Source organism: Streptomyces sp. NPDC048277 (assembly GCF_040652235.1).
GTDB lineage: Bacteria > Actinomycetota > Actinomycetes > Streptomycetales > Streptomycetaceae > Streptomyces.
Genome location: NZ_JBEZLQ010000022.1, coordinates 1 through 20,809, shown reverse-complemented (window position 1 = coordinate 20,809; position 20,809 = coordinate 1). Strand labels below are relative to the sequence as shown.

Sequence of the window (20,809 nt, the reverse complement as noted above, 5' to 3'; positions counted from 1 at the left end):
CCGAGGTCGGACGGGTCGGACATGGTGTGGGGGAGTCCCTGATGGTGATGCGGGGTCGCTCTGTGCGTTCCGCGCAGCGGCGCATTTCGGCCACGTCGGGCGGTGCCGCCCCGGCGGCCGCCGTGACGGGTACGGCCTCGGGGCCGTGGCTGGTGCGCGGCAAGGACGGCCTGCTCACCGCGTACGCGCCCGCCCGGGGCGGCCTGCTGCGCTGGACCGAGACCCGCCCGGGCGGCCCCGAGTGGTCGGGGCCGGACTTCTTCGCGGTCGCGGACCTGACGCATCTCGCCGTCGTCCAGGGTGCCGACGCCTACGTCCACTTCCTCGGCCGGCGGGAGCGGACCCGGGCCGACGGATCCGCCGGCGTGGAGGTCGTCCACGCCCTCCAGTACCAGTCCGGACGGCCCGTCACCGAGTGGCGCTCGCTCGGCAATCCGCACCGCGAGCCGGAGAAGGCGCGCAGGTTCGGTGTGCCGGCCGGAGCCGTGGACGCCCAAGGCGATCTGCACGTCTTCGTGCGGAACGCGGGCGGCGGCCTGATGATGCGCCGGGAGGGCAGGGGCGGCAAGTGGGAGCCCTGGACGGACCTGCGGGGCGCCGACGTCCAGGACGGACTGACCGCGACGGCTGTGTCGGACGGCCGGATCGAGGTGTTCGCCCCGGCCGGGGGTGTCGTACTGCACTGGACGCAGCCGGAACCCGGAGCCGTACCGCGGCGGTCGCACGACATACGGCCGGGCGCGCTGCCCGGTTCCGCCGCCGCGCTGGAGACCGCACCCGGCCGGCTCACCCACGTCTGGACCGATCCGGCCGGCTCGGGTCTGCTGTGCCACCGGCCCGGCGGCTGGCCGGTTCCGCTCGGTGGCACACCGGGGGAGGGCGGCAACGCGGTGCTGCGCACCACCCTCGACGGTTACGACTGCACGGTCGTCGCGCATCGCGGTGCGGCCGGGAGCGTCCTGGTCGGTGTGTGCGGCACGGAGTCCGAGGCGTCCGGACTGTGGTGGACCGACACCGGCAGGCCGGGGACGGGAACCCCCGCCCTGGCCCATGACGCCCGGGGGCGCGTGGTGCTCGCCGCCTTCGACGGGGACGGCGCCCTGTGGGTGGGGCGGCAGGCGCCGGAGCCCGGACTGGTCCTCGCCGACTGGGTGCGCGTCTGACGTTCCGTCGGGCCACATGGTTGTGCGGATGTGGTCTTCGCGACAGAGATTCCAGGGAAAGCGATTACTTCTGGACAGTTTGGAATTCAGATGTAAACATTCTGTCCGTTCAGTAAGGCCCAGGTAAGCCGAACATGTGACTTCGGTGAACGTGAGGGTCGGATGGACCGGTATGTCGACATTCGCACAGGGGGAGCCAGGTGAGCCTCAACAATCCCGAGGCGAGCACGTTCGTGTCGACATATAGATCTTTGGTGCCGGTGGGAGCCCGCCGCAGCATCGTCAAGCGCGTACCCAACCCCCTGCGTACCTCGGTGAAGCGCTCGCTCGCCTCCGCCGACGCGGTGCGCTCCGCCATGGTGGTCCGGGCGCTGAGCGGCAGCCGCAAGGCCGACCGGCGAACCGGCGAGGACCGGATGCGGGTCGTCCGCATGGGCGGCAAGCACGTCCGTGCCCTGGAAGTGCCCGGAGCCACCGCCTGGGCCGCCCGCGCCCGCAACCTCCACCTCCTCGTCGCCGTCCTCGAAGAGGCCGGGATCGACTACTTCTGCGTCCGCGGCACCTCGGCCGCCGTGCCCTGCGTCGCCGTACCCGCCGCCCGGCGCACGGAGGTGGAGACCGCCCTGCGGCCGGCCTGCGAGGACCGGGCCGGCTACATCGGCACCGTCTCGCCCGGCCAGCCGCGGCCCGGCGAACTCCCGGGGAGCTGGCGGGGGCTGCGCGACCAGCGGGTGCTGCGCATCGCCTGGCACGTCTGCGACCCGACCGGGAACCTGCTCTTCGGCCGGGAGTCCGGCTGCGACATCGAGTTCTGGGAGGAGCGGGACGGGCAGCTCGTCGCGCCCCGGCCCAACCGCGTGGTGACCGAGGTCCCGGTGGACGCCGGCCGCTGCTGGACCGAGCAGAAGCGCTTCAGCCCGGCCCCGGCCGTCTACGCCACCGGCCATGCCCGCACGCTGCCCGAGTTCGCCGCGGCACTGCCCGACGACCACCTCTTCCCGATCGACGTCGTCTACACCTGGGTCGACGACTCCGACCCGGGCTGGCGCGCGGGCCGGGACGCCTTCCGGCGCGAGCTCGACGGCGGCCCCGCCGGCCAACTGCACGAACAGGCCGCCAACGACTCCCGTTTCACCAGCCGGGACGAGCTGCGGTACTCGCTGCGCTCCATCCACCAGTACGCGCCGTGGGTGCGCAACATCTTCCTGGTCACCGCCGGCCAGGTGCCCGCCTGGCTGAACACCGAGTTCCCCGGCATCCGGGTGGTGGACCACCGGGAGATCTTCGCCGACCCCTACGCGCTGCCGACCTTCAACTCGCACGCCATCGAGAGCCAGCTGCACCACATCCAGGACCTCTCGGAACACTTCCTCTACCTCAACGACGACGTGTTCTTCGGCCGCCCGGTCCAGCCCGGCCACTTCTTCCACCCCAATGGCCTGACCAAGTTCTTCCAGTCCAAGGCGCTCATCCCGTCCGGCCGGGCGAGCACCGAGGACCTTCCCGTCAATGCGGCGGGCAAGAACAGCCGTGGTCTGATCGCCCAGCAGTTCGGCACCGTCATCTCGCAGAAGATGAAGCACACCCCGCACGCCCTGCGCCGCAGCGTGCTGGGCGAGATCGAGCAGGTCTACGCCAAGGCCCACCGGGTCACCCAGCACTCCCGCTTCCGCTCGCCGAACGACGTGCCGATCGCCTCCTCGCTGCACCACTACTACGCCTACCAGTCCGCGCGGGCCACGGTCGGCGAGATCCGCTACGTCTATGTCGACCTCGCCGACGACCTCGCCGAGCGCCGGCTCAACAACCTCCTCGCGCGCCGCAAATTCGACACCTTCTGCATGAACGACACCGTCACAGCGGCCGACCCCGAGGCCCAGAACCGCATGGTCGAAACGTTTCTGGAGGCCTACTTCCCGGTCCACAGCCCGTTCGAGACCGCCTCCGGCATCCCCGCACCGCGCACCCCGGCGCGCACCGCCCGGCTGGGGTCCGTCGGCTCATGACCGCTCGTCAGAAAAGTCCCGCCGGAAAGGACGGCGGGACCGTACGGCCGCGCGCCCGCGCCGCCGCCCTGCGCAACCGGCTCATGCTCGGCGTCTTCATCCCGCTGCGCCGCCGGCGCACGGCCCGGCTGCACTACGCCGCCATCCTCGACGGCCAGACGGTCAACCTGCACGCCGAACTCCCGCCGTCCACCCGGCTGCCCGAGCGGGCCGAGATCGTGCTGCGCCGCGGCCGGCACCGGCACACCGCCGAGGCCCGCGTCTACGCGGGACCGGCCGGCGAAGTACTCGTCGACGCCGCCGTCCTGCTGGGCGCGGAGGTCGGCGGAGCCCCCGTCACCAGCGGCCGGTGGCGGCTGCGCCTGCGTCTGCACACCGGGCGCCGCACGCGCTCGCTGTCCCTGCTGCTGCTCAAGCCGCCGGTGCCGTACGAGGGCCCGACCAAGCCGATGGAGGCGTCCCCGGTGACCGGCGAACGCCACCGGCTCGGCCGCTCGGTGCGGGGCAGCGCCCGGGTGGTCAGCAGCGGAGCCCGGGCCGCCGTCGAGGTGGCCAAGGTGCACCTGACCCACGCCGGGGTCACCGTCGACTTCCGGGTGCTCGGGACCCGGGCCGAGGAGCCCTGGGCCGAGTTCGTCGCCTCCGGACGCCGTATCCAGCAGCCGGTCACGGCGCTCGGACCCGACACCTTCCGGGTCGACGTCCCGCTGGCGCAGATGCCGCCCCGCGGCGCCCGCCCCGAGCACTGGGACGTCGAACTCCACGACCGCGCCGGCCGGTCCATGCGCCTGGGCCGCCGCCTCCACGACGTACGCAACCCGCTGCGCGTCTTCGCCATGCGCAGCCTCGCCATCACCCCCCAGGGCCACCCGCCCATGATCGTCCAACCGCGCTACACCCCCGCAGGAAATCTCCGAGTCACCTGCACGCGCATGCCCGAGGCAGGCTGAACCGACAGATGAAGATCACCTTCCTGCTGACCACGGCGGACGCCGTGGGCGGCACCGAACGCGCGGTGTTCAACCAGGCGTCCGAACTCGCCGCCCGGCACGACGTACGGGTGCTCAGCGTCTTCAGGAGCAAGCGGGACCAGTTCTTCACCCCCGACGAACGGGTCCGCGTCGACTACCTGGTCGACCTCACCGGCCGCACGCCCCGCCCGGTGCGCCCCACCACCGTGGACGCCCCGGTGTGGGCCTCGCTCGCCGCGCAGCCCAGCGAGATCGTCGACCGGTCATGGGAGTCGGCCTTCAACCGGCTCGCCGACCTCGAACTCGACCTCGCCCTCCAGGACACCGACACCGACGTCCTCGTCACCACCACCCCGGCGCTGATGGCCCTGGCCGTCCGGCTCGCCCCCGCCCACGTCATCACCGTCCACCAGGAACACCGGGTCTCCGAACTGCGCGGCACCAGCGGCGAACCGCTGCGCCGCTTCGCCGCCCGGCTGGACGCGCTGGCCGTGCTCAGCGAGCGCACCCGGGACTGGTTCGCCGAGACCCTGGGCGACGCCGCGCCCCGTCTGGCAGTGGTGCCCAACGCCCTGCCCAGCGGCTTCCGGCCGCGCTCCACCCTGCAGACCCGCACGGTGGTGATCGCCGGCCGGCTGGTGGCGGAGAAGCAGATCGACCACGCCGTCACGGCCTGGGCGACGGTCGCCCGGCTCCGCCCGGACTGGCAGCTGCGGATCTTCGGCGACGGCCCGCTCAGCGGCGCCCTGCGCCGGCAGATCGACATGCTCGGACTGCACGACTGCGTCCAGCTCAACGGCAACTCCCGCCATCTCGCCGAGGAATGGGCCAAGGCCAGCATCGCCGCCCTCACCTCCCGCAACGAGGCGTTCGGCCTGGTCCTCGCCGAGGCGCACGCGGCCGGCGTCCCGGTGGTCTCGTACGACGCCCCCAACGGCCCCCGCGAAGTCGTCATCGACGGGCACACCGGCATCCTCGTCCCGCCCGACGACACCGACGCCCTCGCCGCGGCCCTGCTGCACCTCATCGACGACGCCGAACTGCGGCAGCGGATGGGCGCCGCCGCCCTCGCCTCCGTCAACCGGTTCTCGCCCGCCGTGGTCACCGCGCACTGGGAGCGCCTCTTTCACGAGCTCGTCGCCGAACGCGACAGCGGCCGCCGGGCCGTCGCCAAGGCCGAACGCCAGGCGATCCACGGCCACTTGGCGAGCACCGACGGCATGGTCCCCGCCGCCGCACCGGCCCCGTCCAGCACCGTGCGCGGCTCCGACCAGCGCGCCCTGGAGGAACGCCTGCTCAAGCGGCGCGAGCTGGTCAGCGACGGCGGCCAGGTGTGCCGGCTCCTCGACTGGGAGTCCCCCTGGGACGTGGTCCAGCAGAACCTCGCCCTGGTCGCGGGCGCGCTGGAAGCGGCGGACATCCCCTATCTCGTGGTCCGCGACAGCCTGGTCCGGCACACGGTCGCCGTGCACACGGTGCACCGGGAGGCCGTCTTCAAGGCCGTCGCCGAGCGCTTCGCCGACGACGCCGTCTACACGGCCGTGCTCAACGAGGGCCAGAAGACGGTCGCGACCGTCCTCGCCGCGTTCGCGGGGTCGTACGCCGACACCCCCTCCTCCGGACTGCGCGTCTACCGGAGCGTGGTCTCCCACTCCCGGCTGCTGCGCCTGGGCGCCGTCTACGGCTGCACCATCTCCTTCTGGGACCACGACCCCGAGGACGACAGCCACCTCAGGGCACCCGCCCGCACCCTCGTCGGCGACCGCGTCCCGAACAGCGCCATGTACCGCGGCACCCTCACCCTGGGCGGCCGCCCCTACCCGACGATCGGCCCCTTCACCCGGACCCTGCACGGGGACATCACGTTCCCCGTCGACGCCGTGTACACCTGGGTGAACGGCGCCGACGTCGACTGGCTGGAGCGCAAGAACGCCGTCCTGGCCGCGATGGGCATGGAGACCGAGGACGCGGCGACCAGCGCGGCCCGCTTCCGCGACCGTGACGAACTGCGGTACTCCCTGCGGTCCATCGACATGTACGCCCCCTGGATCCGGAACATCTACCTCGTCACCGACCGGCAGGTCCCGCACTGGCTGGACCTCGCCCACCCCCGTGTCCGGGTGGTCGACCACGCGGAGATCTTCGGCGCCGGGGGTGCCCTGCCGACCTACAACTCCCATGCCATCGAAAGCCAGTTGCACCACATCGAGGGCCTGGCCGAGCACTTCCTCTACTTCAACGACGACGTGTTCATCGGCCGGACCGTGCAGCCGGACATGTTCTTCCTCGGCAACGGCCAGGCCCGGCACTTCATGTCGCCGACCGCCGTGCCGATGGCCGAGGCGACCACCGCCGACGAGTTCAACATCAGCGCCGCCAAGAACAACCGGGCCCTGGTCGAACGGGACTTCGGGCAGACCCTGGTGCACAGCTTCCTGCACGCGCCGCACCCGCTGCGGCGCAGCATCCTCGCCGACATCGAGGAGCGCTACGCGGACGCCGTCCGGGCCACCGCGGCCAGCCGACTGCGCAGCCACGGCGACCTCTCCGTCGCCTCCTCGCTGCACCACTACGTCGGCTACCACACCCTGCGCAGCGTCCCCGGCAGCATCTCCTGCGGCTTCGTCAACGTCGGCCTCAGCGAACACGCGGCCCGGCTCAACCGGATCCTCACCGTGCGCCCGCACGACGTGTTCTGCCTCAACGACTACCACGACGGGGACGTCCCCGAGGACGAGCAGGACGCCGTCCTCGCCGCGTTCCTGCCCAGTTACTTCCCGGTGCCGAGCCAGTTCGAGACCGGATCGCCCCGCAACCAGCGGGCGCACGCGGGCTATCTGCCGGGATGGCCGCTGTGACCCCCACCGTCTCCCCGGCCGCCGGGAGGAACGCCCCGTGACCAGCCCCGCCTCCGTGCTGCAGATCGTGGCGCACCCCGACGACGACCTGTACTTCATGAACCCGGCCGTCTTCCAGGGCCTCAAGGCCGGCACCCGCACCACCACGGTCTGCCTCACCAGCGGCGACGCCGACGGCCGCAACCCGCGCCCCGGGCAGACCGGCCCGGTCGCCGAGGACCGCGCGGCCTACGGCAGGGCCCGGCAGAACGGCCTCAGGGCCGCCTACGCCGCCATGGTGCTCGGCGACCGCACCGCCGCCTGGAAACCGGCCACCCTCGCCACCGCGGGCGGCGCCGTCGCGGAGGCCTACACCCTCGCCGACGCCCCCTGGGTGACCCTGATCTTCCTCAACATCCGCCAGCACGGCACCCCCGAGGGCCCGCCGCGCAGCCTGCACGTCCTCTGGCACGACGAGGTCCAGCAGGTCCCGACCCTGGTCCCCGCGGGCGGCCTGGTCCCCGAGTCGTACGGGTACACGCGCACGGGCCTGGTGGACACCCTGGTCCAGATCATGGACATGGTCCGCCCGACCCTGGTCCGCACCCTGGACCCCGACCCGGACCGCCTCGTCCACAACGACGCCTTCCCCCAGCGCCACGACCACGGCGACCTCTCGGACCACGCCGACCACACCGCCGCCGCCCTGTTCAGCCGGCTCGCCCTGGACCGCCACCAGGGGGGCACCTACGCCGTCGAGTCCTACCGCGGCTACTACAACGAACGCTGGCCCCACAACCTCAGCCAGCGGTCGGTGTCGTTGAAGGACTACTTCCTCAACGTCTACGGCGCGGCCGACGGTTACGACAGCGGCGACCCGGCCGGCAGCGGGGACTACGCGCTCTCGTTCTCCTCACGCCGCACGGGCTGGGTGCAGAGCACCGCCCCCCGCCACCCGGCCGGCGCCAACTGGCTGCTCGCCGACCGGCGGGGCCGGCTGGCCGCGTTCGCGGTCGTCAACCAGCAGGCCGCGGTCTGGCTGGAGGCACAGCCCGGCGCCGACCAGTGGCGCGGCCCCTTCTTCCTCGGCGGCGGTCCCCTGGCCCCCGGCCTCGCGGTGAGCCTCACCCCGGACGGCCGCTGGCAGATCCTCGCCGAACGCCTCTCCCACCTGGCCGCCGACGCCGGACACACCCGCGAGATCGTCCTGCTCGAACAGGCCGAACCCGACGGCGTGTTCCCCGGCTGGGTCAGCCTGGGCAACCCGTCCGCGGGCATCCCGCACCGCGACCGCCACCTCGGCGGCCCGGTCGTGACCCGGGACGGCAAGGGCCGCCTGCACCTCTTCGTACGCAACGCGGGGCACGGCCTGCACACCCGCATCCAGGAGACCGACGGCACCTGGAGCGACTGGACCGACCTGCGTGGCCACGACCTCCAGGAGGGCCTCGCCGCACTCACCGCGGCCAACGGCCATGTCGAGGTCTTCGGCGCCAGCCGTGAGGGCGTCTTCCACTGGGCCCAGAACTCCCTCGACGAACCGCTGACCAGGGCACCGCGGTTCCGCCTCACCGTACCGGCGGGCCCGGTGGCCGCCGTCGTACAGCCCGGCGGCCAGGTCATGACCGTGTACCGCCAGCCCGAGACCGGCCGCCTGCTGATGGCCCAGGAGGACGCCCCGGGCGGCCGCTGGGCCCAGCCGGCGGCACCCGTCGGCGGCCCGGGCGGCTTCGGCGCGATCGCACTGGCGGCCGGGCCGACCCCGGAAACCGGCACGTTGGCGGTGAGCAGGGGAGACCTGGGCGGGGTGGCGTACCGGTTCCTGCCGGGCGAGGCACCGTGGCGCGAACTGCCGACAGCGGACCTGGGCGGCACGATCACCGGCGCACCGGCAGCCGCGTTCGACGCGCTGGGCAGGGCGACGATCGCGGTGATCGGCGCGGACGCCCGACTGGCAGTGGCCCGCCAAGTCGCCCCTGGTTCAAGTGAGTTCAGCTCCTGGCTGACGGTCGGATAGCGCCCCGTCAGGGGCGCGGGGAACTGCGCGACCAGCCACAACGAACCGGCACTCGCCCACTCACCGCACCCTGAACGGCGCTACGCGACACACAACTCACCCGGACATGCGAAGGGGGCCCCGCGTCACGCGGAGCCCCCTTCACCGTACGGCCGTTACGCCGGTACGGACGCCACACCCGGCGCCAGGAACTTCTTGCCGTTCACCCGCTCGGACACACCCTCACGGTCCAGGTACGGAGTGATCCCGCCCAGGTGGAAGGGCCACCCCGCGCCCGTGATCAGGCAGAGGTCGATGTCCTGCGCCTCGGCGACGACACCCTCGTCGAGCATGAGCCCGATCTCCTGCGCCACCGCGTCCAGCACCCGCTCGCGGACCTGCTCCTCGGTGAGGACGACATCGCCCTGCTTGAGCAGCGCGGCGACCTCGGGGTCCAGCTCCGGCTTCCCGCTGTCGTACACGTAGAAGCCGCGCTTGCCCGCCTTGACGACGGCCGCGAGGTTCGGGGAGACCGTGAAGCGGTCCGGGAAGGCCCGGTTGAGGGTCTCGGAGACGTGCAGACCGATCGCGGGGCCGACCAGTTCGAGCAGCACCAGCGGGGACATCGGCAGACCCAGCGGCTCGACCGCCTTCTCCGCGATCTCGACCGACGTGCCCTCGTCGATGACGTTCTGGATCTCGCCCATGAAGCGGGTGAGGATGCGGTTCACGACGAACGCCGGGGCGTCCTTGACCAGAACCGCCGTCTTCTTCAGCTTCTTGGCGACGGCGAACGCGGTCGCGAGCGACGCGTCGTCGGTCTGCTCGCCGCGCACGATCTCCAGGAGCGGGAGGACCGCGACCGGGTTGAAGAAGTGGAAGCCGACGACCCGCTCGGGGTGCTGGAGCTTCGACGCCATCTCCGACACCGACAGCGAGGACGTGTTGGTGGCGAGGATCGCGTGCGCCGGGGCGACCGCCTCGACCTCGGCGAACACCGTCTGCTTGACGCCGATCTCCTCGAACACGGCCTCGATGATGAAGTCCGCGTCGGAGAAGCCCTCGGCCTTGTCCAGCACACCGGTGACCAGGGCCTTCAGACGGTTGGCCTTGTCCTGGTTGATACGGCCCTTGCCGAGCAGCTTGTCGATCTCGGCGTGGACGTAGCCCACGCCCTTGTCGACGCGCTCCTGGTCGATGTCGGTCAGTACGACCGGCACCTCAAGGCGGCGCAGGAAGAGCAGCGCGAGCTGCGAGGCCATCAGACCGGCGCCGACGACGCCGACCTTGGTGACCGGGCGCGCCAGGTTCTTGTCCGGGGCACCGGCGGGCCGCTTGCCGCGCTTCTGCACCAGGTTGAACGCGTAGATGCCGGCGCGCAGTTCGCCGCCCATGATCAGGTCCGCAAGGGCCAGGTCCTCGGCGTCGTAGCCCTGCTGGAGGTCGCCGTTCTTGGCGGCGGCGATGATGTCCAGGGCGCGGTAGGCGGCCGGGGCGGCGCCGTGCACCTTGGAGTCCGCGATGAACCGGCCGCGGGCGACGGCCTGGTCCCAGGCCTCGCCGCGGTCGATCACCGGGCGCTCGACCTGGACGTCACCCTTGAGTACCTGGGCGGTCCAGATCAGCGACTGCTCCAGGAAGTCGGCACCCTCGAAGAGGGCGTCGGCGATGCCGAGGTCGAAGACCTGCTGGCCCTTGAGCTGCTTGTTCTGGTTGAGGCTGTTCTCGATGATGACCGAGACGGCCTTGTCGGCGCCGATCAGGTTCGGCAGCAGCGCGCAGCCGCCCCAGCCCGGGACCAGGCCGAGGAAGACCTCGGGGAGCGAGAACGCCGGGATGGCCTTCGAGACGGTCCGGTACGTGCAGTGCAGACCGACCTCGACGCCACCGCCCATGGCGGCACCGTTGTAGTACGCGAAGGTCGGCACGGCGATGCCCGCGAGGCGCTTGAAGACCTCGTGGCCGCCCTTGCCGATGGCGAGCGCGTGCTCGTGCTCCTTGAGGAGCTCGACACCCTTGAGGTCGGCGCCGACCGCGAAGATGAACGGCTTGCCGGTGATGCCGACACCGACGATCGTGCCGTCGGCCGCCTCCTTCTCCACCTGGTCGATCGCGGTGTTGAGGTTCGCCAGCGAGGCCGGGCCGAAGGTGGTCGGCTTGGTGTGGTCCAGGCCGTTGTCCAGGGTGATCAGCGCGAAGCGGCCGGCCCCGAAGGGCAGGTCGAAGTGGCGTACGTGCGCCGACGTCACGACCTCGTCGGGGAACAGGTCCGAGGCCTGCTTCAGAAGCTCGGCGGTGGTGCTCACTTGTCCCCCTCGAAGTGCGGGTTCTCCCAGATGACCGTCGCGCCCATGCCGAAGCCGACGCACATGGTGGTCAGGCCGTAGCGGACGTTCGGCTGCTCCTCGAACTGACGGGCCAGCTGCGTCATCAGACGCACACCCGAGGAGGCCAGCGGGTGACCGAAGGCGATCGCGCCGCCGTACTGGTTGACGCGCTCGTCGTCGTCAGCGATGCCGTAGTGCTCCAGGAAGGCCAGCACCTGCACGGCGAAGGCCTCGTTGATCTCGAAGAGACCGATGTCGGAGATGCTCAGCCCGGCCTGGGCCAGGGCCTTCTCCGTCGCCGGGATCGGGCCGTAACCCATGACCTCCGGCTCCACACCCGCGAAGGAGTACGCCACGAGACGCATCTTCACCGGCAGGTTGTTCTCGCGGGCGAAGTCCTCGGACGCGATCAGCGAGGCGGTCGCACCGTCGTTCAGACCGGCCGCGTTACCGGCGGTGACCCGCCCGTGCACCCGGAACGGCGTCTTCAGACCCGACAGGTTCTCCAGGGTGGTGCCCGGACGCATCGGCTCATCAGCGGTCACGAGCCCCCAGCCGGTCTCACCGCCCTCCGGGTTGGTCCGGCGCACCGAGATCGGCACCAGGTCGGCCTGGATCTTGCCGTTGGCGTACGCCTTGGCGGCTTTCTCCTGGGAGCGGACCGCGTATTCGTCCGCGCGCTGCTTGGTGATCGTCGGGTAGCGGTCGTGCAGGTTCTCGGCGGTCATGCCCATGAACAGCGCCGACTCGTCGACCAGCTTCTCGCTGACGAACCGCGGGTTCGGGTCGACGCCCTCGCCCATCGGGTGGCGGCCCATGTGCTCGACACCGCCGGCGATGGCGATGTCGTACGCGCCGAAGGCGACGGAACCGGCGACCGTGGTGACGGCGGTCAGGGCGCCGGCACACATACGGTCGATGGAGTAGCCCGGCACGGACTGCGGCAGACCCGCGAGGATGCCGGCGGTGCGGCCGATGGTCAGACCCTGGTCACCGATCTGCGTGGTCGCGGCGATGGCGACCTCGTCGATCTTCTTGGTGTCCAGACCGGGGTTGCGGCGCAGCAGCTCCCGGATCGCCTTCACGACGAGGTCGTCGGCGCGGGTCTCGTGGTAGATGCCCTTCGGGCCCGCCTTGCCGAACGGGGTGCGGACGCCGTCGACGAAGACGACATCCCTGACGGTACGAGGCACGATTGGCTCTCCTCCAGGGTCCGGGATCTGCACTGCTGCGATGCACTGAGCACGCGCTCAGCCCCATGCTACTTATGAGTAACGTGACTGCACACCCCTGGCGGGCGGAGCGGCGAAGGTCACATGTGCTGCAGCGCCCCGTAAGGGGCGCGGGGCGTAATCGATATGCGGCTCCGCCGCGTGGGCGCGACCAGCCACATACGGCCCGCACCTCCCGTACAACCGTCACCTCGGCGGCGCTGTGGACCCCCTCGGAGTCAGCACCGGCGTGGCCACCGCATGCGACCCCCCCTCCTCGAACAACGTACGCGCCACATCCGCCCCGAACCCGTGCACGTCATGACTCATCGCCGACAACGTCGGATGAGTGAGCCGGCACAGCTGCGAGTCGTCCCACGCCAGCAACGACACGTCGTCCGGCACCCGCAACCCCATCTCCGCGGCCACCGAGAGCCCCGCCACCGCCATGATGTCGTTGTCGTACACGATCGCCGTCGGCCGCTCCGGCGCGACAGCGCTGAGCAGCGAGCGGGTCGCCCGCGCCCCCGCCTCCCCGGAGTAGTCGGTGGTGACCTGCGAGGCCCCGGCCAGCCGCAGGGAGCGCGCCGCCTCGTCGAACGCCGCCGTCCGCATCGCGGTGTGGCCGAGCGCAGCGGCCCCGCCGACGCGCGCGATACGGCGGTGCCCGAGCGCGGCCAGATACCGTACGGCCTCGGTGACGGCGTCGCCGTCCTCCGTCCACACGGACGTGAGCCCGCCCGTCAGGGAGTGGTGCCCCACGGCCACCACCGGCAGCCCGAGCCGCCGCGCCGCGTCCACCCGGGGATCGTCCGCCCGGAAGTCGACGAGGATCGCCCCGCCGATGTGCCGCCCCTTCCACCAGGAGTCCAGCAGCCCGACCTCGTCCTCCGCGTTCCGTACGAGACGCAGCAGCAGGGAGCAGGAGTGCTCGGTCAGGACGCTCTCCAGGCCCGAGATGAACTCCATGTACCAGGGTTCGAGCCCGAGCATCCGGGCCGGCCGGCAGATCGCGAGCCCGACCACGTCCACCCGGGCCCCGGCCAGCGAGCGTGCCGTGGTGTTCGGCGCCCAGCCCAGTTCCCGGGCCGCCGCGAAGATCCGGTCGCGGGTCGCCTCGGCCAGCCCCGGCTTGTGGTTGAAGGCCAGCGACACGGCCCCCTTGGACACACCGGCGCGCGCGGCGACGTCCTTGATGGTGACGCGGGGTGCTGTCATCGGGAGGGCTCCACGCAGTACAGGGCGGCCCGGGCGGCGGCCACGTCGGGAGTCTTCCAGCCGGTCACTCCGATCGTGACCCGTTCCCCGGGAAGGAGGGTGACCAGTCCCCGGTCGGCCCGTGCGGCGGGGTCCAGCCGGTCGGCCTGGAGCAGCAGATCCCGTACGAGGGTGCGGGCCGTCACCCTGACCTCGCCCGGCGCCACGGCCACCTCGAACTCGGGCTCCACATAAGGGATGTCACGATCCGGCGCCGGGAAGTACAGCGCGCGCAACGCGCCGGCGTCGGCGACCAGGAACTCCTTCGCCCCGTCCGGCCGCAGCTCCCTCGGCACCTCGACGAACGCCACCGCCCGTGCCCCGGCCGCCAGTTCCGTGCTCGCGCCCCCGACCACCACCCCGTCGACGGTCATCCGGCGCAGGGTGACCGACCCCTCCCACACCTCCCGCGCCTGATTGACGGCGGCCAGCACCAGCCCCCGCCCCTGCCCCCGCTCCTGAAACGTCAGCAACCGGTCCGCGTACAGCCGCCGCAGCTCGTGCCAGAGCGGCTTCTCCCGCCCGTCCCCGTCGATCGCGGCCCAGGAGGTCACCGGCCAGCAGTCGTTGAGCTGCCAGACCACCGTGCCGGCACACACCGGCCAGTGCGAGCGCCAGTGCTCGATGCCGGCGGCCACGGCACGCGCCTGGTTGACCTGCATCAGGTAGTGCCAGCGGTCGAAGTCCCCTTCCGGAAAGGCGAAATGGTGTTCCAGGCCCCGCCGCAGCTTCCCGTTCCCGTCGTCCGCCTTCTGGTGGTGCAGCATCCCGGGGGAGTCCGCCGCGAGCGCCTCGCCCGGCAGCGCCCGCCGCAGCGTGGCGTACGCGGGCGGCGCCTGCCACCCGAACTCGGCCACGAACCGCGGCACTTGGGCGCGATACTCCGCGTAGTCCGCCCGGTTCCACACCTCCCAGGAGTGGTGCGTGCCGTGCGCCGGATCGTTCGGATGGCGCTCCCACGACCCGGACCACGGACTGCCCGCCGAGTACGGCCGCGTCGGATCCAGCTCGGCCACCACCCGCGGCAGCAGCCCCAGGTAGTACCCCTCGCCCCACGACTCCCCGGCCAGCCGCTCCTCCCACCCCCAGTCCCGGAAGCCCCACAGGTTCTCGTTGTTGCCGTTCCACAGCACCAGCGAGGGATGCGGCATCAGCCGTACGACGTTCTCCCGGGCCTCCGCCTCCACCTCGCCGCGCAGCGGCTGCTCCTCCGGGTAGGCCGCGCACGCGAACGGGAAGTCCTGCCACACCAGCAGGCCCAACTCGTCGCAGACGTCGTAGAAGTCCTCGCTCTCGTAGATCCCCCCGCCCCAGATCCGTACGAGATCCACGCCCGCGTCGGCGGCCCGCCCGAGCCGCTCCCGGTACCGCTCCCGGGTCACCCGCGACGGGAACACGTCGTCCGGGATCCAGTTGACGCCCCGCGCGAACAGCCGCTCCCCGTTGACGGCGAAGGTGAACCCCGTGCCGTGCTCATCGCCCCGCCGGTCCAGCTCCACGGTCCGGAAGCCGACCCGCCGCCGCCAGGAGTCGAGCACCCCGTCCCCGTGCAGCAGCGTCAACTCGACGTCGTACAGCGGCTGTTCACCGTAGCCGCGCGGCCACCACAGCCGTACGTCCGGCACCTCCACCCGTACGACCCCCTGTCCGTCCCGGACCGAGGCCCGTGCCGTCCGCCCGCCCACCCGCACCTCGACGTCCAGCCTCGCCCCGCCCCGGGTCCGCTCCACATCGACGTGCAACTCCACGACACCGGCACCCCGTTCGACGGTGACCACCGGACGCACCCGGCTGATCCGGGCCGTCGACCAGTGCTCCAGCCGCACCGGCCGCCAGATGCCGGCCGTCACCAGCGTCGGCCCCCAGTCCCAGCCGAAGGAACAGGCCATCTTCCGGATGTACTGGTACGGCTCCGCGTAGGCGGCGGGCCGTTCGCCCAGCCGGTCGCGTACCGCGGCCGCCTCGGTGTACGCGGAGTCGAACCGCACCGCGAGCCGCCCGTGCAGCCCGGTCACGTCGAAGCGGTACGAGCGGTGCATGTTCCTGGTCCGGCCCAGGAGCCGGCCGTCCAGGGTGAGCTCGGCGGCGGTGTCCAGCCCGTCGAAGACGAGGTCGGTCCGCTCATGTCCCGACCGCGCGTCCAGCCCGGTCGTGTACGTCCAGTCGCGCCGCCCGACCCAGGCCACCTCGGTCTCGTTCCGCCCGAGGAAAGGGTCGGGGATCACGCCCGCGGCGAGCAGATCGGTGTGCACACACCCAGGGACCGCCGCCGGAAGCCCGCCCCCTTCGTACTCCAGGACCCAGCCCTCACCGAACGGCGTGACCTCCAGCATGCGCACTCCCTAAACCGGTCCACTCCAGCACTGGGCGTACTTTCCGCATCCTTGGCGGGATTGGGACTTTACCGGTTGAGGAAAGCGCTGTCAGAGTGCCGAATCAGCCAACCCCGCAAGTGCTCTTCCGTCTCTGCAGAACGGAGTGGACGCACATGAACGGACGTACGCTCGCCGCCCTCGCCACCGGGACCGCGCTCCTCCTGGCCGGCTGTACCGGTACAGGCGCTTCGACGAAGGGCGCGGACGCCAAGGCGCCGGACGACCCCTCGAAGGTGACCGGGACCATCACGGTCCTCACCCAGCGGACCGATCTCAAGCAGGACGGCACGCTGGACCGGTACGCGGCCGAGTTCAACAAGGTCTATCCGAAGGTGAAGGTCGAGTTCCAGGCGCTCACCAACTACGAGACCGAAGTCAAGATCCGGATGAACACGGAGAACTACGGTGACGTCCTGATGATCCCGGGGGTCGTGAAGAAGAGCGACTACCCGAAGTTCTTCGCCTCCCTCGGCAGCCAGGCCGAACTCTCCAGGAAGTACCGGTTCACCGGCTTCACCACGGTCGACGGCAAGGTCTACGGCCAGAGCCCGATCGGCGTGATGCCGGGCTTCGTCTACAACAAGCGGGTCTGGAAGCAGGCCGGGGTCACCCGATGGCCCACGAGCCCGGCCGAGTTCATCGCCGACCTCAAGGCGGTCAAGGCGAGGACCGGCGCGACGCCGTACTACACCAACTATGCCGCCCAGTGGCCCCTGTCCTCCTGGACGTTCGTCAACGGCTCGGTCCACTGCGACACCGGGGCCACCACGAAGCTCGCCGAGGGGAATCCGTGGGCGGCGGGTGCGGATCTGCGTGTGGGGGACACCCTGCTCTACGACATCGTGCACGACGGCCTGGCCGAGAACGACCCGACGACCACCAACTGGGAAGCCTCCAAAGCCCAGTTGGCCAAGGGGAAGATCGCCACGCAGTGGCTGGGCACCTGGGCGATCGTCCAGTTCCAGGACGCGGCGAAGAAGGCCGGCGTGGACCCCGGCGACATCGGCTTCATGCCCTTCCCGGCCCAGGCGGACGGCAAGTTCTGCGGCACCGTCGGCCCCGACTACAACCAGGCCGTCAACGTCCACTCCCAGCACAAGGCGGCCGCCCGCGCCTGGATCGACTGGTTCACCGACAAGTCCGGCTACGACAAGGACAACCTGGCCATCTCCCCCCTCAAGGACGCGTCCCTGCCCGCCGTCCTCAAGCCGTACGAGGACGCCGGGGTGAAGCTGATCGAGCTGGACGACACGGCCGGCGCGAAGGTCAAACTCATCGACTCCGAGTCCGAGGTCGGCATCTACGCGCCCGACTACCGCCAGAAGCTCGTCGACCTGGCCCGGGGCGCCCGCGGCGGCACCCTGGACGGCTTCCTGGGAGACCTCGGCAGGAAGTGGACCGAGGCGGAGAAGTCGGCGGGGACGTCATGAGGTACGCGCGGCGCCTCACCCCCTGGCTCTTCCTCCTGGCCCCGCTCGCCCTCCTGATCACCTTCACCTACGCGCCGATCGTCAACATGCTGGCGTACAGCTTCACGGACTGGGACGGCGTCAGCCCCGAACTCCACTACACCGGAGCCCACAACTACGCGGAGATCTTCACCCGCCCCGACCTCTTCGAGGTCTTCCTGGTGAGCGCCTACTACCTGGCGGCCTCGGCCGTCCAGATCGTCGCGGCGCTGTACTTCGCGACGATCCTCAGCTTCGACGTCCGCTTCCGGAACTTCTTCAAAGGAGTGCTGTTCTTCCCGTCCCTGATCAACGGGGTGGCGATCGGCTTCGTCTTCCTCTACTTCTTCCAGGACGGCGGCACGCTCGACTCGGTCCTGGCCCTGCTCGGTATCCACACCCACCACGCCTGGCTGGGCACCCCGGTGTCGGCGAACATCTCGTTGGCCGGCGTCTCGGTCTGGCGCTACATGGGCCTGAACTTCGTCCTCTTCCTGGGCGCGATCCAGTCGATCCCCGGGGAGTTGTACGAGGCGGCCGAGCTGGACGGCGCGAACCGCTGGCACCAGTTCCGCCACATCATCGCGCCGGGCATCAAACCGGTCGTCACCCTCACCGTCATCCTCTCCGTCTCCGGCTCGCTGTCCGTCTTCGAGGTGCCGTACATCATGACCGGCGGGGCGACCGGCACGGAGACCTTCGTGACCCAGACCGTGAAACTCGCCTTCCAGTACAACAAGACGGGCCTCGCCTCGGCGGCCGCGGTCGTCCTGCTGCTGATCGTCCTGGCGGTGACCTGGCTGCAACGGCGGCTGGTGCCCGACGAGAGGGTGGACCTCGTATGACACGGCGACGGGTGGCACGCGCCCTGGTCTACCTCACCCTCACGGCGGCCGCGATCGTGGTGTTGCTCCCCCTCACCGTGGTCCTGCTGACCTCCCTCAAGTCCTCGTCGGAAATGGCCGACGGCAGCGGGGCGTTGACCCTCCCCGACGACCTGCTGAACGTCCACAACTACGTGACCGCATTCCGGGACGGCGGAATGCTCCGCGCCTTCGGCAACACGCTGTTCATCGTCGTCTTCTCGATCGGCGGAACGGTTCTGATCGGTTCGATGACGGCGTACGCGATCGACCGTTTCACGTTCCGCTTCAAGAAACCGGTGGTCGCGCTCTTTCTGCTGGCCGCGCTGGTCCCCGGCGTGACCACTCAGGTGGCGACCTTCCAGATCGTCAACAGCTTCGGCCTCTTCGACACCCGCTGGGCACCGATCGCCCTCTACATGGGCACGGACATCGTCTCCATATACATCTTCCTGCAATTCGTCCGCTCGATCCCGATCTCCCTGGACGAATCGGCCCGCCTGGACGGAGCGAACGCGTTCACGATCTACCGCAGGATCATCCTGCCGCTCCTGAAACCGGCGATAGCGACGGTGGTGATAGTGAAGGGGATAGCCGTCTACAACGACTTCTACATTCCCTTCCTCTACATGCCGTCACAAGATCTTGGCGTGATCTCGACGTCGCTGTTCCGCTTCAGGGGCCCGTACGGAGCGCACTGGGAGATCATCTCGGCAGGAGCGATCCTGGTGATCCTGCCGACACTGATCGTCTTCCTGTGCCTGCAGAGATTCATCTACAACGGCTTCATGAGAGGGGCGACGCGGTGACGCGCCCCGTCAGGGGCGCGGGGCTGTACCGAATTGCGGCTCCGCCGCGCGGGCGCGACCAGCCGCAACGCACCCGCAGCCGCCGTACGTCACCAAGCACCTACGGCGCCTAGGCCACATCCGCCCCCGACAACGCGGCGACCAACACCGGCGTGACCTGCTCCACCTGCCACGGCCGCGCACCGTACCCCACCAGCGCGGCCCCCACGGTCTCCGCGTCCGCCGCCGCGGGCGGCTCCCAGCACAGCCTCCGCACGGTGTCCGGCGTGATCAGATTCTCCTGCGGCATGTTGAGCTGCTCGGCCAACGCCGACACCGCGGCCCGCGCCGCGGACAGCCGAGCCGCCGCGGCGGGGTCCTTGTCGGCCCACGCCCGTGGCGGCGGCGGCCCCGTGACCGGCTGCCCCGGCTGCGGCAGCGCCGCGTCCGGCAGCGCCTTGGCCCGGTCCACCGCCGCCTGCCACTGCTCCAGCTGCCGGCGCCCCATCCGGTGCCCGAACCCGTTCAGCCCCGAGAGGGCGTGCACGTTCGGCGGCAGGGCGAGCGCCGCCTCCACGATCGCCGCGTCGCTGAGCACCTTGCCCGGCGACACGTCCCGCTTCTGCGCGATCCGGTCCCGTGTCTCCCACAGCTCCCGCACCACACCCAGCTGCCGGCGCCGCCGCACCTTGTGCATCCCCGACGTCCGGCGCCAGGGATCCTTCCTCGGCTCGGCCGGCGGCGCGGCCGCGATCGCGTCGAACTCCTGCCGCGCCCACTCCAGCTTCCCCTGCCGGTCCAGCTCCTTCTCGAGCGCGTCCCGCAGGTCGACGAGGAGCTCGACGTCGAGCGCCGCGTAGCGCAGCCACGGCTCGGGCAGCGGCCGGGTCGACCAGTCGACCGCGGAGTGGCCCTTCTCGAGGACGAAGCCGAGGACGCCCTCGACCATCGCGCCGAGCCCGACCCGGGGGAACCCGGCGATACGGCCCGCCAGCTCGGTGTCGAAGAGGCTGCTGGGCACCATGCCTATCTCGCGCAGGCAGGGCAGATCCTGGGTGGCCGCGTGCAGCACCCACTCGACGCCGGCCAGTGCCTCGCCGAGGCCGGAGAGGTCGGGGCAGGCGACGGGGTCGATCAGCGCGGTCCCGGCGCCCTCGCGGCGCAGCTGGACGAGGTAGGCGCGCTGGCCGTAGCGGTAGCCGGAGGCGCGCTCGGCGTCGACGGCGACGGGGCCGGTGCCGGCGGCGAAGGCGGCGATCACGCGGGCGAGCGCGGCCTCGTCCGCGACCACGGGCGGAATGCCCTCACGCGGCTCCAGCAGAGGGATCGGCGCCTCCGTCACAGAAGATCCGGCGTCGTCCGGAGGAGTGCCCCCGGTGGTGCGCAGTGAACTGTCTGCTGCGGTCTCTTGGGCGTCGGTCACATGTCAAGGGTATCTGTGTGTGGACGGCGTCCGTCGACGGAACGTTCCGGGGACGAGCCCGGGGGGGGGGTAAAAAATGACGTGGGGGGAATGAAAGGGGCCACCAAGGGGGGCACCGGGGGGCGGCCTGGGGGGGGACCCCCC

General features: G+C 71.1%; 13 protein-coding genes. 8 read left to right on the top strand and 5 right to left on the bottom strand.

Annotation, left to right across the window (positions count from 1 at the left end):
* The first annotated feature begins 41 nt into the window (after positions 1-41).
* The 5 genes from AB0D85_RS36880 (at position 42) to AB0D85_RS36860 (ending at position 8,994) form a co-directional block, all read left to right on the top strand.
* Positions 42-1,163: a hypothetical protein gene (locus AB0D85_RS36880; protein ID WP_362330143.1), complete on the top strand. Its 1,122-nt coding sequence runs from the start codon at positions 42-44 to the stop codon at positions 1,161-1,163.
* A gap of 200 nt (positions 1,164-1,363) precedes the next feature.
* On the top strand, positions 1,364-3,169 hold the full coding sequence (locus tag AB0D85_RS36875) for a stealth family protein (RefSeq protein WP_362330140.1): 1,806 nt from the start codon (positions 1,364-1,366) through the stop codon (positions 3,167-3,169).
* Positions 3,166-4,119, top strand: a complete 954-nt coding sequence (locus AB0D85_RS36870; RefSeq protein ID WP_362330137.1) for a hypothetical protein — start codon at positions 3,166-3,168, stop codon at positions 4,117-4,119. The genes AB0D85_RS36875 and AB0D85_RS36870 overlap by 4 nt, the downstream gene beginning before the upstream one ends.
* A gap of 8 nt (positions 4,120-4,127) precedes the next feature.
* Complete coding sequence (locus tag AB0D85_RS36865; protein ID WP_362330134.1) at positions 4,128-6,998, top strand: stealth conserved region 3 domain-containing protein; 2,871 nt, start codon at positions 4,128-4,130, stop codon at positions 6,996-6,998.
* Positions 6,999-7,035: 37 nt separating this feature from the next.
* Positions 7,036-8,994: a PIG-L family deacetylase gene (locus tag AB0D85_RS36860; RefSeq protein ID WP_362330131.1), complete on the top strand. Its 1,959-nt coding sequence runs from the start codon at positions 7,036-7,038 to the stop codon at positions 8,992-8,994.
* A gap of 155 nt (positions 8,995-9,149) precedes the next feature.
* On the opposite strand, the gene AB0D85_RS36855 is transcribed toward AB0D85_RS36860, so the two are convergent.
* The 4 genes from AB0D85_RS36855 to AB0D85_RS36840 all read right to left on the bottom strand — a co-directional run bounded on the left by AB0D85_RS36855 (position 9,150) and on the right by AB0D85_RS36840 (position 16,101).
* Positions 9,150-11,279 (bottom strand): 3-hydroxyacyl-CoA dehydrogenase NAD-binding domain-containing protein, encoded by a 2,130-nt coding sequence (locus AB0D85_RS36855; protein WP_362330128.1) that lies wholly within the window; start codon positions 11,277-11,279, stop codon positions 9,150-9,152.
* Complete coding sequence (locus AB0D85_RS36850) at positions 11,276-12,493, bottom strand: acetyl-CoA C-acyltransferase (RefSeq protein ID WP_362330124.1); 1,218 nt, start codon at positions 12,491-12,493, stop codon at positions 11,276-11,278. Before AB0D85_RS36850 ends, AB0D85_RS36855 begins: the two co-directional genes overlap by 4 nt.
* 225 nt (positions 12,494-12,718) lie before the next feature.
* Positions 12,719-13,729, bottom strand: coding sequence for a LacI family DNA-binding transcriptional regulator (locus AB0D85_RS36845; RefSeq protein ID WP_362330121.1), 1,011 nt, complete (start codon positions 13,727-13,729; stop codon positions 12,719-12,721).
* Positions 13,726-16,101: a glycoside hydrolase family 2 protein gene (locus tag AB0D85_RS36840; protein ID WP_362330118.1), complete on the bottom strand. Its 2,376-nt coding sequence runs from the start codon at positions 16,099-16,101 to the stop codon at positions 13,726-13,728. The genes AB0D85_RS36845 and AB0D85_RS36840 overlap by 4 nt, the downstream gene beginning before the upstream one ends.
* Positions 16,102-16,256: 155 nt before the next feature.
* Between AB0D85_RS36840 and AB0D85_RS36835 the strand changes: the two genes are divergently transcribed.
* From AB0D85_RS36835 to AB0D85_RS36825, 3 genes are read left to right on the top strand one after another with little or no spacing between them, the layout of a single operon-like run.
* A complete protein-coding gene (locus AB0D85_RS36835; RefSeq protein ID WP_362330115.1) occupies positions 16,257-17,573 on the top strand; it encodes an ABC transporter substrate-binding protein in 1,317 nt (438 codons plus the stop codon).
* Positions 17,570-18,436 carry a sugar ABC transporter permease gene (locus AB0D85_RS36830; RefSeq protein WP_362330112.1) on the top strand — a complete coding sequence of 289 codons (867 nt, stop codon included), beginning with the start codon at positions 17,570-17,572 and terminating at the stop codon, positions 18,434-18,436. The genes AB0D85_RS36835 and AB0D85_RS36830 overlap by 4 nt, the downstream gene beginning before the upstream one ends.
* Positions 18,433-19,263, top strand: coding sequence for a carbohydrate ABC transporter permease (locus AB0D85_RS36825; protein WP_362330109.1), 831 nt, complete (start codon positions 18,433-18,435; stop codon positions 19,261-19,263). Before AB0D85_RS36830 ends, AB0D85_RS36825 begins: the two co-directional genes overlap by 4 nt.
* A gap of 109 nt (positions 19,264-19,372) precedes the next feature.
* On the opposite strand, the gene AB0D85_RS36820 is transcribed toward AB0D85_RS36825, so the two are convergent.
* Positions 19,373-20,665 (bottom strand): ribonuclease D, encoded by a 1,293-nt coding sequence (locus AB0D85_RS36820; protein WP_362330106.1) that lies wholly within the window; start codon positions 20,663-20,665, stop codon positions 19,373-19,375.
* Positions 20,666-20,809 lie beyond the last annotated feature (144 nt).